Below are 13712 nucleotides of genomic sequence, written 5' to 3' on the forward strand. Positions count from 1 at the left end.
CATATTGCCAAACCCATGCGTCTCGATCGTTTCCTCAGCAACCTGCCGCGCTTCAATCGCAAGGACGTACGCCTCGCTCTGGCAGGCCGACGGGTAAAGGTGGATGGTCACGTGATCAGCGATGCGCACCATGATGTGCGTGAGTTCAGCTGCGTCGAGTTTGATGGCGAAATCCTGCAGGCTGGCAAACCGGCCCGCTACTTCATGCTGCACAAGCCTCAGGGCTGCGTCAGCGCCACCGTCGACCCGCAGCACCCGACCGTCATCGACCTGCTGGACGAGCCGGATAAACACGATTTGCACATTGCCGGTCGGCTGGACTTCAACACCACCGGTCTGATGCTGATCACTAATGACGGGCAATGGTCGCGTCGGCTAACGCTGCCGCAGACCAAGTTGCCGAAGATCTACTATGTTGAAACCGAACAGCTTATCGACGACCGCTACGTCGAGAAATTCGCCGCCGGTTTTTACTTCGCTTTCGAAGACATCACCACTCAGCCAGCCCGATTGACCCTGCTCGCCCCGCGCTCGGCCAGACTGGAAATCGTCGAGGGACGCTACCATCAGGTCAAGCGCATGTTTGGTCACTTCGATAACAAAGTGCTGCGCCTGCACCGCGAAAGCATGGCCAGCCTGAGCCTGGACCCCGGTCTAGAGCCCGGGCAGTACCGCGCGTTGCAACCTGCGGAAATCGCGGCTATCGGCTAAGCGCCTACCGCCGGGCAGACCGCGCCGTTCAATGTACGAACGGCACTTGCGGGTTTGCCTATCCCCTGCTTGAATCCAATCGTCGGTCCACATGTGACCGATGAGTCATGAACGTATTCTAAGAAATCCTTTTGTCGACCAGAGCCCCGGCTCCCGACAAATCGCCCGCCAATAACAATACCTGTCGAACAGATAGTTTCGGATCGACCTGGGCCCCTTAAGGCGAATGCCAACCTGTCACGAAACTCGTGCAATTTCGATTGCGCGCAAAACTGTTTACGCCAGGAGACATACGATATGAGGCCAGAAATCGCTGTGCTTGATATACAGGGACAGTTTCGGGTTTACACGGAGTTTTATCGGGCAGATGCCGCAGAGAAGACCATCATTCTGGTCAACGGCTCACTGGCCACCACTGCGTCATTTGCGCAGACCGTGCGTAACCTTCATCCCCAGTTCAACGTGGTGCTTTACGATCAGCCCTATGCGGGCAAATCCAAGCCCCACAACGTCAACGCAACGCCGTTGACCAAAGAAGCGGAAGGCCAGATCCTGCTGGAACTGATCGACCATTTCAACGCCGAACACATCATGTCGTTCTCGTGGGGCGGCGCGGCGGCGCTGGTTGCGCTTTCGCTCCGACCACAACGGATCGAGAAGGCCGTGATCAGTTCGTTCTCGCCGGTCGTCAACGAGCACATGCGTGATTATCTGGAGCGCGGCGCCCTGCACCTGGGTGCTCATGCGCGTTATGAAGTGGGCAACCTGGTCAATGACACCATTGGCAAACACTTGCCGCCGTTGTTCAAGCGTTTCAACTACCGGCACGTCAGCAGCCTGGAAACCCATGAATATGACCAGATGCACTTTCACATCAGCCACGTCCTGAACCTGGATCAGAACGAGTACCTGAACGCCGCAAAAAACATCAATGTGCCAGTGCTGTTCATGAACGGCGAATGGGACGAATACACAGCTCCCACCGATGCCAGACTCTTTGACCGGGTAGTGAAAAACAGCACGTTCACGACGATACGCGCCACAGGGCATTTCCTGGACATGGAACACAAGGCCGCCTGCCGCGACTCGCGTTTCGCGTTGCTGGACTACCTCACACCGCCAACGCCAACACGCAGCCGTCAGACCTTCCATTACAGACAGGCCCAGACAGAACATGCCTTCGCCCTCTGAACCCAACGCTCGACCGAGCCGGGGAACCATTCGCCAGCGCAACAACGCCGTAATCGGCGAATGGGCTCCGTAGATATAAGTCGGGTTTAATGGCTGGCAGGAAATTAGCGCTTCAATTCAGCCGCCCATTCTGGTACAAAGTCAGCCGCTCAGAGCGGGTGTCGTATAATGGCATTACTCCAGCTTCCCAAGCTGATAACGAGGGTTCGATTCCCTTCACCCGCTCCACTTTTTCAAGGGTTTCAGGCGTATCAGCGTGAAACCAAGCGTGCTTGGTGACAGTTTGCGTGTAGGCAAGCTGATACTAGAGAGAAAGAGAACATTCCGTCGCCCTCCCCATAGGCCGTTCCCGTTTTTATGTTGCCCCACGGGAAACAGGTATTTTAAGTAAGTTTTCTTCCCCCGGTGCGCAGTGACCTGCTGCCTCTTCGGCATGAACGATCCACCTTTGGCCTCAAAGCAGATCCCTTGTCGCCAGTTGCCGAGACGGCAGCGCGCAAGCTGATCGATGCCGCACAAACGTTGCTTACCGACAGTCCCGAGTATCTATTCGGCCAATGGTCGACTGCTGATGTTGATCTGTCTTTGATGCTCAACCGGCTGATGCTTGTACAGGTACAACGCGGCAGCATTCGAGGTCATCAGCGCTGACCACGACTTTTACCACTGCACAACGACCGGCGGGAATGGTGCCGTCTTTTATCGCGTCCTTGTTTGCTCCGATTGATTGATCAGTGCCTGCGCATAAGTCCAGACCATATTCTTCCAACGCCGCAGTGCACGGGTTGGAATGAATACATTGAAGGTCGGGCTAACCGGATCGCGACATCACTATTCTTCTCGGGCAAGTCTCGCGACCACCAAATCTGCACGAACCTAACCCAACGCCTGAGTTACCACCGCGAACTGTTCAGACGCGCTGGAGCCTTTGGGGGCCGGGCCGCGGGACATTTGTACGGCGGCTCCTACATCAGTGAAACCGAAGGTTTCAAGCCAGCCCCCTAAACCGCTGTTTTGGGTAACGTCGATGCGCACGAAGCATCCAGCGGCGCCTTGCAGTAGCGAGCTGATCATCGCTCTGGCTTGCCGGGAAGTTTCGGCAATAACCGGACCGACACAGCTACCGCGTCCAAAAGGTCGCAGCACGGCAAAGCCGATCAATTCACCGTCCTGTTCAACGCCACAGATTACTTCACCAATCGATAAAATCCCGCTCATCACAGGTTGCCGATCCATACCCGTGGCCGCCGATGCCAAGGCCAGCAGCGCCGCATGGTCGTGGCTGTCCAGCAGACGTAACGTAACGCCAGGTTCAAGTTCGCTGGTCACAACCCCGGCAGGTACGGTGCCTTGATATTGATGTAACTGGTTGTAGGCCACGAAACCCTGACTGACGTACAACGGGGTTCCGGCAGCGGTAGCGGCGAGTGTGGCCGTGGTGCCTGCACTGGCTTCGAGCGCCAGGTTCATCATCTTGCGACCAACCCCCTGTCCTTGGCGCTCGTCAGCCACAATCACCAGTCCGACGGTGCTGAAGTCACCTTGAAGACAGCAAAACGCCGTCGCAAAAATCCCCTGCTCATCTTCAGCCACAAACCCCTTGCTGACGCTGTGCATGAACTGCCAGTCCTCAAGCCGATGCGGCCATTTGAGCTTTTGCGAAAGGGCATGAGCGGCGATCAAATCGGCATCGATCATAGGTCGCAGACGCACTGCGACATGGGGCAAGGTCGTGGACATGAGCAAACTTCCTGATAGAGGTTGAGCGCACTCTGGCACTGCGCAGACGATATTTCCAGCCTTGCTCCGGGCCCTTGCCCGCCTACCTGAGGCCTTGAAACATACCCATTCAGGCACTTTCAGCAGATTTAACTGGTGCGTAAAAAAATCAACGGAGTTACTGCCATTGCACGCCCCTGACTCGGCAGCATGTGCCGTGAAAATATTTCTAGGATGGAGCATAAGTTTTTATTTCCCGCGCTCGGAGTTCGCCATGACATCTTTCAATCCATTGCACGTCAGCGTGCGTTGTGCACATTTCATCGGCGGCCTCTACCGCGATGCACCCGCCTTGATGGATATTGCGCGACCCTCCGATGCGCAGTTTTATGCCGGGTTGCCGATTGCCGACGAGGCCCTCGTCGATGAGGCCGTGGAAAATGCCTGGCGCGCATTCAAGACCAGCGACTGGGCCTCTCGCCCGCCCCGTGAACGGGCAAGGGTCATGCGTCGCTGGGCGGACCTGATCGAAGCCGATGTTGCGACCCTCGCCCCGCTCGAGTCGGTTGGTTCGACCCGCCCCATCAGTGAATCCATCGGTTGGGACGTTCCATCGGTAGCCGAGGGTGTGCGCTTTTTTGCCGAATTCGCCGACAAGGTCGGTGGAGACGTGGCAGCGACTGCGAAAGACCACATAGGCATGCAAATCAGCGAGCCATACGGCGTGATCGGCGCCATCGCACCCTGGAACTTCCCGATGAGCATGGCCTGCTGGAAAGTCGCTCCCGCACTGGCAGCTGGCAATGCCGTGGTGCTCAAGCCTTCGGAAATGACACCGTTTTCCTGCCTGCGCCTTGCAGAGTTGGCGATTGTCGCGGGCCTGCCCGCCGGGATTTTCAATATTGTGCAGGGCGACGGCCGGACCACCGGCGCGGCCCTTTGCAGACATCCGAAGATCAGTAAAGTGACCTTTACCGGTTCCACCACTACCGGCTCCGCGATCATGACCGCGTGCGCCGAGAGTGGCCCAAAACCGGTGACTCTGGAGCTGGGCGGGAAAAGTCCACAACTGGTGTTTGCTGATGCACCCGACCTGACCCGCACTGCCCGTAGCATTGCCAAATCCATCACCGGCAATGCCGGCCAGGTGTGTGTAGCGGGATCGCGACTCATCGTTCAACGAGCAGCCCTGGAGCCGCTAATCGCGGAAATCCAGCGCGCGTTCGCACTGCTCAAGCCAGGTCGAACCTGGGACGCTGACACCAGCCTGGCGCCAATCATTTCCTCCACGCAAGCCAGCCGCATCGACAACATCGTGAGCCGTGGCATCGAGGCCGGCGCCGAGGTCCTGATCGGTGGCAGGTTGCTCGACACGCTCGACGGCGGCGCCTATTACGCACCGACGCTGCTAATGGGGGTCGACGCCAACAATCCTGCGGTGCTCGAAGAAATTTTCGGTCCCGTGCTTACGGTGCAAGTGTTCGACGATGAAGAAGAAGGCCTCGCGCTGGCCGACCACCCGGTTTATGGGCTGGCGGCTGGTGTGCACACCGCCGACCTGGGCCGGGCGATGCGCGCCGTTCGCAGGCTGGAAGTCGGTACCGTCTGGATCAACCGCTACGGGCGCTCGGCAGACTGGATCATCCCTACCGGCGGCTACAAACGCTCCGGTATCGGCAAAGACCTGGGCCGTGCGGCCTTTGAAGCCAACCTGCGCTTCAAGAGTGTCTTGATCGATATCGCCCAATATTGACAGCGCTACGAGCGCCCGGCAGGACGTGCTGCAGCCATGCTCGAATTCCATCTTTCGTGATGTGGCCGACGCGGGATAACGGCGCATCTGCTGAGGCTCGAATGTTGTAATCAATACCGGGGCGCGGCTGCGATGTCAGCCCCCTTAACCTACCTGACACGCATTTGAGCAGAGGGCATTACGATGGGGCTACGCATCGGTGTGGACATTGGCGGCTCCTTTACCGATTTCGCGGTTCTGGATGACGAACACGGGACCTTGCAGACCCTTAAAGTGTTTTCCCGGCCCGACAGCCCCGGCAGTGAAGTCCTGCTAGGCATACAAGGCTTGACCGAGCGCTACGGCATCGACCCGCGCGATGTGGTGCACTTCACCCACGGCACAACCGTTGGCGTTAACGCCGTGGTGCAACGCAAGGGGGTGCGTCTGGGCATGATCACCACTCGTCATTTTGAAGACGTGCTGGACATTGCCCGCCTGAAAATTCCGGACATGTATCACCTGATGTCCAACCGCCCGCCAGCATTGATTCCTCGGGACCGGGTCTATGGTGTCGATGGTCGCCTGAATGCCGACGGCGGCGAGTTGACCCCCGTCGATGAACATAGCGTGCTCGATGCCGTGGAAGGTTTGCGCCGCTCGGGTTGCGAAGGCGTGGTGATCTCTCTGCTGCACAGCTATCGCAACCCGATGCATGAACACCAGGTCAAAGCGATCATTGAAAAGGCCATGCCCGGATTTTTCGTGTCCTGCTCTGCGGATGTCTGGCCGATCATTCGTGAATACGAACGCACCCTGACCGCTGTCATCGGCGGCTATGTGCAGCCCAAAGTAGCACATTACCTGGGCTCGCTGCAGAACGCTTTGCGCGAAGCGGGCGTGCCGGCAGAGTTGAAGGTCACCAAGTCCAACGGCGGCATCATGAGCGCCGAAAGCGGCAAGACCCAATGCGTGCAGATGATCCTGTCCGGCACCGCATCGGGCGTGATCGGCGCGGCTTATATCGCGCAGCTGTGTGAACTGCCTAACTGCATGAGCCTCGACATCGGTGGCACAACCGCTGACGTAGCGCTGATCGTCGATGGTCAGCCGCAATACGCGACCGGCGAATACATCGGTGATTATCAGATCCACATCCCATCGGTATCGGTGTCGTCGATCGGCGACGGCGGCGGCTCGATTGCCTGGGTTGATGAGTTTGGCGTGCTGAAAGTCGGTCCCGAAAGCGCTGGTTCGAGCCCGGGCCCGGTGTGCTACGGACGCGGAGGTACTCGCGCCACTATCACCGATGCCTTCGCCGTACTGGGTGTTCTGGGTCAGGCAGATCTGGGCTACAACGCTGTTCAGGTTGACGAACAGGCGGCCCGTCAGGCGCTCGAACCACTGGCCAAAACCTTGGGTTGCGACGTGTTGCGAACCGCCGAAGCGATCATCAACGTCTCGGTGTCCGGCATGTACACCGGCGTCAGCCGTATCGTTTCGCGCTTCGGCATCGACCCTCGTATCTTCGCGCTGATTCCATTCGGCGGTGCTGGCCCTATGCTCTCGTGCCACCTGGCGCGGGCGTTGAACATGCGCGAAGTCGTGGTGCCCACTACCCCCGGCGTATTGAGCGCCCTGGGCGGCCTGATTGCCGATACGCGTAACGATTTCGTCAAAACCACGTATTACGACCTGTCCGTGGCTAGCCTGCAGCGTCTGACCGATGATCTGAATGCATTGGAAAAAGACGCTCGGGACTGGATTAAAACCCAGACCGATGACCCGGATGGTGCTCAGGTCCAGGTTTCGGCGGACATGCGCTACAAAGGCCAGTCCTTCGAAATCGATACTCCGGTCAACGTCGCGGCATTGCGCGAGGGGAATCTGGCGGACTTCACGGCGACGTTCCACGAACAACACGCCCGACTCTATGGCCACAGCGATCCCGCCGCACCGATTCAGGTGGTGGCCCTGCGGCTGGTCATTAGTGCAGAAACACCAAAACCTCGCCTGCAGCCTATTGCAACCGGCACCGGCACGCCGAAAGTACAGGCACACATCAAGGTCTGGCTGGATGCTGCTTATCACGAAGTTCCACTGTACCTGCGCAGCGATTTGCTGGCGGGGCAGACATTCAACGGCCCGGCGGTCATCGCCCAGGACGACACGACTACCTGCGTGCTGCCTGGTTTCAATGGGCGAGTTGACGTCTACGGCACTCTCATTCTCACCAACGTGAACGTTGAGGTCTGATCAATGTCAATCGACAAGACAGCTCTGCAGATTTTCGCCAACTACTGCAGCGCAGCGGCCGAAAGCATGGCTTATACGCTGGTCCGCACGGCGCACTCCACATTCGTCAAAGAGACCGAGGACTTCTCCTGCGCAATGCTGACGCCGGACGGCCAGACCTTCGCATCACCCAAAACCCTGGGGGCCACGTGGTACACAGGCCTGGATTACAAGGCCGTAATCGATCTGATCGACGACTATCGCCCCGGCGATATTTGCATGACCAATGATCCGTACAGCGGCTATGTCGCAACACACTCCCCCGACATTGTGATGTGGAAACCGGTGTTTTACGAAGGCCGTATCGTCTGTTTCGTAGGCGGTCACATCCACAACACCGACGTGGGCGGTGCGGTACCCGCATCGCTATCACGCACCTTGACCGAGATTCATCAGGAAGGGATTCGTTTCCCTCCGTGCAAGATAGTGCGCGAAGGCGTACTGGACGAAAGCCTGCTGCACATAATGTCGATCAACGTCCGAGCCCCGGAACAGAACCTTGGCGACCTCAAGGCCGAGATCGGCATGTTGATGACCGGTGAGCGCCGCGCGCTGGAGATCATCGAACGCTTCGGCATCGAGACCTTTGAATCCGGCATGCAGGCCCTGCTCGACTACGGCGAGCAACAAGCCCGCACACTGGTCCGCGCAATGCCGGATGGTGAATACTTTTTCGCCGAATATGCCGATGAAGACAGCGTCAATGGCAAGCCATTGCGTGTCGCTCTGACCCTGCGCATTCAGGGCGACGAGTTGGAGATGGACTACAGCGGCAGCGACCCGCAACTGGCCTCGTCGCTGAATATCCCGACCGGCGGCCATGAACGCCACGCGCTAATGCTGGTGGGTTTGAACTACGTGCTTTACACGCTTTCGCCGGACATCCTGCTCAATGCCGGAGTGTATCGGATGGTGCGCTGCATCCTGCCGGAGGGTACGGTGGTCAATGCACAGGCTCCGGCGGCGGTGGGCATGCGCAGTCTGACCTGCAAGCTGACTCACATGCTGACCTTCGGCGCTTTCTCTCTGGCATTGCCGGATCGGTTACCTGCCTGTTCGGCAGGCGGTCTGGCAATCCTGAGCGTGAAGACCCTGGGTCGCGACGGCCGTCAGGTCATGGCATCCCTAGGCCCGGTTGGCGGCGGCGCAGGCGGCATGCCATTCGCCGATGGTCCGGACGCTTCGGGTGCCAACAACGCCTTCCTGCGCAACACGCCAGTAGAAATCAACGAAGCCGAAGTACCGATTCTGGTCAAGCGCTACTGCTTGGCTCCCGGTTCCGGTGGCGCCGGAAAATACCGTGGCGGTCTGGGTCTGGTCATGGAGTTTCAGGTGTTTTCGCCCGGTTCGCTGGTCACGGCGCGCAACCGCGACCGCAGCCGTTTTGCCTCGTGGGGCGTGCTTGGCGGCCAGGCTGGCGCCAACTCACGTTTCACCCGTAACCCGGACACTGACCATGCAGAAGTGCTAGGCAATACAGACCTGGTCAACTGCCAGCCAGGCGATGTAATCCGGCTGGTCGGTGCCGGCGCCGGTGGTTACGGCAATCCGTTCGAACGCGCGCCAGAGCGTGTGCTCAAAGACGTGATGTGTGGCTATGTTTCCCTGGAACAGGCACGTGATGACTACGGCGTGGCGATTGTCGACGAGGTGATTGATGTCGACGCCACCGCCGCACTACGTAATTGCACCCGGGAGGCAGTGGACGGGCATTTCAATTACGGTCCGTTCCGTACCGCCTTCGAACAAAAGTGGACCCGCGAACGCTACGCCGCACTAACCAAGTGCCTGGCAAGCGTGCCGGTCAACTGGCGCTACTTCCTCAAACATCGCCTGTTCGAAGCGCTCGATGCGCACCTGGCCGTCGCGCCACAGGAAAGCGCAGCGGGTGACTTGATCCAGCAACTGTTCGAGCAACAGTGTGAGCAATATCCGGAGTTGCGAGCGCTGACGGCACTTCCTGCCTGACACTTGCACCCTAGGTGGGTGCTCCCGCCATGCAAACCACAACGATCAGCGTCAGCCCTGAAAGGGGCAGGCGCTTTTTTTTGCATGTGCGGCCCCTCTACGCCGGGGCGGCCCCGTTCTTGCGTCACAAACGTGCACAAAACTCCGGCTGGCCTGGCTTTCGCCCTGTCCTGAAGCGCTCGGCAAACAATGCTGAGCGCGGGGTTCAAAACGGTGATTTGTGTTTTGACAGGGGGCGGTTTAAACGGCATCTGCTTAAACGATGGTGCTGTAATGCTTGTGCCCCCGAACCAAACCCTCATCCAGACACGGGTTGGTCAGGCTCCTCGACAACGGCAGTTAAACAGGAACTCATCATGACAATCGTTCGCCCCAAATACATCACCTTCGACTGCTACGGCACGCTGACAAACTTCCAGATGGGCCCGATCGCCCGCAAAATGTTCGCTGACCGCATCTCCAAAGAACAAATGGATACGTTCGTCAAGGACTTCAACGGCTACCGTTTCGATGAAGTATTGGGCGCATGGCAGCCTTACGATCAAGTGATCAAGTCGGCTCTGGCGCGCACATGCAAACGCTGGGGCATTGAGTACAAGGACCACGAAGGTCAGGTTTATTACGACGCGGTTCCAACCTGGGGCCCACACCCTGACGTCACCGAAGGTCTGGCGAAAATCGCTGACAAGATCCCGTTGGTGATCTACTCCAACGCCTCGGACAGCCAGATCATGTCCAACGTCGACAAGCTCGGCGTGCCGTTCCACAAGGTTTTCACCGCTGAAGGCGGTCAAGCCTACAAACCACGTCTGGCAGCGTTCGAATACATGCTCGATAACCTGGGCTGCGGTCCGGAAGACGTGCTGCACGTGTCTTCAAGCTTCCGCTATGACCTGATCCCCGCCGACTACATGAACATTACTAACAAGGTGTTCGTGAACCGTGGTCATGAGCCAAGCACGCCGTTCTACAAGAACCACGAGATCAAAGACATCAGCGGCCTGGCCGCCATCGTCGGTCTGTAACACGCGTATCCGCCGAGGAGTAAGGCATGGCTTCTGAATCGTTTTGGCTGGACACCGCACCACCCTTCACCGGTGCCGCACAAGGCCCGGTCGAAGGTCGTGCCGATGTAGTGGTCATCGGTGCAGGGTTCACCGGGCTGTCTGCCGCGTTAACCCTGGCCAAACGCAATGCAAGCGTCGTGGTGCTGGAATCGGGCCGCATTGTCGGTGAAGCGTCCGGCCGCAACGGCGGTCACTGCAACACCGGCGTAGCGCAGGACTACGCCAGCATGGTTCAGGAGCGCGGCGTCGAAATCGCGAGAGCGTTCTACCAGGCCTATGCCTCGGCAGTCGATACAGTCGAATCGGTCATTACCCAGGAACAGATCGACTGTGATTTCAGCAAGACCGGCAAGATCAAACTCGCCGCCAAGGCCAGGCACTACGATGGGCTGGCTCGCACCTGCGAATTGATTCGCCGTGATGTCGACCCGAATGTCCGAATGATCAGTCCCGAACGTATTCGTGAAGAAGTCGGCACTGACGGCTTTTTTGGCGGGCTGATTCAGGACAACGGTGCCCAGATGCACATGGGCAAGTTCGGCGTAGGTCTGGGCGAAGCAGCTGTAAAACACGGTGCCAGGGTCTTCGAGCAAGCAGGCGTGACCAGTATCAAGCGCCTGCCTGACGGCGGGTTTCGCGTGACCTGCGCGCGTGGCGTGATCGATGCCCGGCAGCTTCTGCTGGCCACCGGCGGCTCGCAGGCTGGTCCGTTCAGCTGGTTCCGGCGGCGGATTGCACCGGTGGGCAGTTTCATTATCACCACCGAACCGCTGGATGCCGCTGTCATGAATCAGTTGCTGCCCAAACGCCGCACCTATGTGACCAGTCGCATCGTCGGCAATTACTTCCGCGCCACTGCGGACGACCGCCTGGTGTTTGGGGGGCGGGCACGCTTCGCCATGTCCAACCCGCGCTCGGATGCCAAGAGCGGCGAGATCCTGAAGACCTCGCTGCACGCGCTGTTCCCAGGCCTGAGCAATACCCGTATCGATTACTGCTGGGGGGGCATCGTCGACATGACCGCTGACCGGCTGCCCCGCGCAGGCGAGCAGGACGGCATGTTCTACGCAATGGGTTACAGCGGGCATGGAGTGCAGATGTCCGTGCACATGGGCCAGGTAATGGTGGATGTATTGGAAGGTAAAACCGAAGCGAACCCTTGGCGTTCACTGGATTGGCCTGCGATTCCGGGCCACTTCGGCAAGCCGTGGTTTCTGCCGTTGGTGGGTGCGTATTACAAGCTGCAAGACCGCTTGCATTAAACCGTTACGGCCTGGGCCGCATCGCGGTGTGATTGGGATATAGGGCCGGCGCGCACTGTCAGCAGCCGGGGCTGGGCAACTTTCAACATTACTTGAGAACCATGAGATGACCGAGAAAAAAGAAGGAAGCTTGCTGGTAGGCTCTGAAGTCAGTGTCGGCATATTCGAAGCGATCAATCGCGGCATGTCCCGACGTGACGCGATGCGACTGCTTGGTGGCGCAGGACTGATGGCCAGCGGTGTAGGTTCTCTGTTGGGTGCCAGCAGTTCGGTGTTCGCCGACGACTCGACAACAGCAGCAACACCCAGGCGCGGCGGCAAGATACGTGTTGCCGGTACGTCCACATCCACGGCGGATACGCTGGACCCGGCGCGTGGCGCGTTTTCCACTGATTACGTTCGCCACTACATGTTCTATAACGGCCTGACCACCTTCGACGAAAAACTGGTGCCACAAATGGGCCTGGCACTGTCGTTCGAAACCAACGATGCCCTGGTGTGGAATATCAAGTTGCGCAAAGACGTCACCTTCCATGACGGTAAACCGTTCACCTCGGCCGACGTTGTGTACTCGCTGATGCGCCACAAGGATCCGCTGACCGGTTCGAAAGCCAAACCGCTGGCCGATCAGTTCACAGAAGTCAAAGCCCTGGCCCCCGACGAAGTGCAGATAACCCTGGTTGCCGCCAACGCCGAGTTGCCTGCGGTGATGGCCGTGTCGCACTTCCTGATAATTGCTGACGGCACCGCTACTTTCACAATGGCCAATGGCACCGGGCCGTTCAAATGTAAGTCGTTCAAGCCGGGCGTAAGCACCATCGCAATTCGTAACGAAAATTACTGGAAACCGGGCAAACCGTACCTGGACGAAATTGAACTGATCGGCATCGTCGACGAGCCGTCCCGCGTCAATGCCCTTCTGGCAGGCGATGTGCACATGATCAGCTCAGTCGACCCGCGCTCGACCAAACGCATCGACAGCAGCCAGACGGCCTGGGTGCAAGCGACCAGCGCCGGCACTTACACCAATCTGATCATGCGCGTGAACCAGGCACCGTTCAGCAATCCCGACGTGGTCGAAGCTATCAAGCTGCTGTTCGACCGTGAAAACATCTTGAAGTCAGTGTTCCTCGGTTACGGCGTCATCGGCAACGACCAACCGATCATGCCAGGTACACCGTACTATTTCGAAGGACTGCCACAGCGCCCTTACGACCCGGAGAAGGCCAAATTCCTGCTCAAGAAAGCCGGTCTGTCCGGGATAAGCCTGCCCATTGTGACCTCTGCCACGGCAGACGGCGCCAACGAAATGTCTGTGGTGATGCAGCAGTCCGCCAAGTTGGCGGGGCTGAATCTGAAGGTCAATCGTGTATCAGCCGACGGTTACTGGGATACCCACTGGATGAAAGATCCGATGGGCTTCGGCAGCGTCAACGCGCGTCCGACCGCCAATATCCTGCTGTCGCAGTTCTTCAAATCCGACGCCGCCTGGAACGAGTCGGGCTGGAAGAACGCTCAGTTCGATCAACTGCTGGTCGTCTCCCGCGGTGAACGCGATGAATCCAGGCGCAAGCAGATGTACGCCGACATGCAGACCTTGATCAATCAGCACAGCGGTGTCGCCGTGCCGATGTTCGTCAGCACCATTGATGGTGTTGCGAAGAAGCTGAAGGGCTATCACGCGATTCCGGTCGGCGGGTTCATGGGGTACATGTTCGCCGAACATGTCTGGCTGGATGCCTGACGCTTCCTCGACTCACTGACGCA

9 protein-coding genes, 1 tRNA gene and 1 pseudogene are annotated in these 13712 nt (G+C 58.6%); 10 read left to right on the top strand and 1 reads right to left on the bottom strand.

The features are described from left to right. Positions 1–15 precede the first annotated feature (15 nt). From AFK24_RS23450 to AFK24_RS23465, 4 genes and pseudogenes are all read left to right on the top strand, one after another. Complete coding sequence (locus AFK24_RS23450) at positions 16–711, top strand: pseudouridine synthase (protein WP_065835492.1); 696 nt, start codon at positions 16–18, stop codon at positions 709–711. A 297-nt stretch (positions 712–1008) separates the two neighbouring features. Beyond that, positions 1009–1902 carry an alpha/beta fold hydrolase gene (locus AFK24_RS23455; protein ID WP_065835493.1) on the top strand — a complete coding sequence of 298 codons (894 nt, stop codon included), beginning with the start codon at positions 1009–1011 and terminating at the stop codon, positions 1900–1902. A gap of 154 nt (positions 1903–2056) precedes the next feature. Then, a tRNA-Gly gene (locus AFK24_RS23460) sits at positions 2057–2130 on the top strand. 177 nt (positions 2131–2307) lie between these two features. Beyond that, a pseudogene (locus AFK24_RS23465) lies at positions 2308–2511 on the top strand (glutathione transferase); the annotation flags it as partial. A 267-nt stretch (positions 2512–2778) separates the two neighbouring features. Here AFK24_RS23465 and AFK24_RS23470 read toward each other — a convergent pair. Beyond that, on the bottom strand, positions 2779–3642 hold the full coding sequence (locus AFK24_RS23470) for a GNAT family N-acetyltransferase (protein WP_065835494.1): 864 nt from the start codon (positions 3640–3642) through the stop codon (positions 2779–2781). Between the two features lie 253 nt (positions 3643–3895). Between AFK24_RS23470 and AFK24_RS23475 the strand changes: the two genes are divergently transcribed. From AFK24_RS23475 to AFK24_RS23500, 6 genes are all read left to right on the top strand, one after another. Beyond that, entirely contained in the window at positions 3896–5374 is a 1479-nt protein-coding gene (locus AFK24_RS23475) for an aldehyde dehydrogenase family protein (RefSeq protein WP_065835495.1), read from the top strand. Between the two features lie 183 nt (positions 5375–5557). Continuing rightward, positions 5558–7609, top strand: a complete 2052-nt coding sequence (locus AFK24_RS23480) for a hydantoinase/oxoprolinase family protein (protein ID WP_065835496.1) — start codon at positions 5558–5560, stop codon at positions 7607–7609. A 3-nt stretch (positions 7610–7612) separates the two neighbouring features. Continuing rightward, a complete protein-coding gene (locus tag AFK24_RS23485; RefSeq protein ID WP_065835497.1) occupies positions 7613–9616 on the top strand; it encodes a hydantoinase B/oxoprolinase family protein in 2004 nt (667 codons plus the stop codon). A gap of 356 nt (positions 9617–9972) precedes the next feature. Continuing rightward, a complete protein-coding gene (locus tag AFK24_RS23490) occupies positions 9973–10641 on the top strand; it encodes a haloacid dehalogenase type II (RefSeq protein ID WP_065835498.1) in 669 nt (222 codons plus the stop codon). 26 nt (positions 10642–10667) lie between these two features. Continuing rightward, a complete protein-coding gene (locus AFK24_RS23495; protein WP_065835499.1) occupies positions 10668–11945 on the top strand; it encodes an NAD(P)/FAD-dependent oxidoreductase in 1278 nt (425 codons plus the stop codon). A gap of 106 nt (positions 11946–12051) precedes the next feature. Next, positions 12052–13689: an ABC transporter substrate-binding protein gene (locus AFK24_RS23500; RefSeq protein ID WP_065835500.1), complete on the top strand. Its 1638-nt coding sequence runs from the start codon at positions 12052–12054 to the stop codon at positions 13687–13689. The last annotated feature ends 23 nt before the right edge of the window (positions 13690–13712 follow it).

Origin of the sequence: Pseudomonas syringae, from assembly GCF_001698815.1 — a bacterium.
GTDB classification, from domain to species: Bacteria; Pseudomonadota; Gammaproteobacteria; order Pseudomonadales; family Pseudomonadaceae; genus Aquipseudomonas; species Aquipseudomonas syringae_A.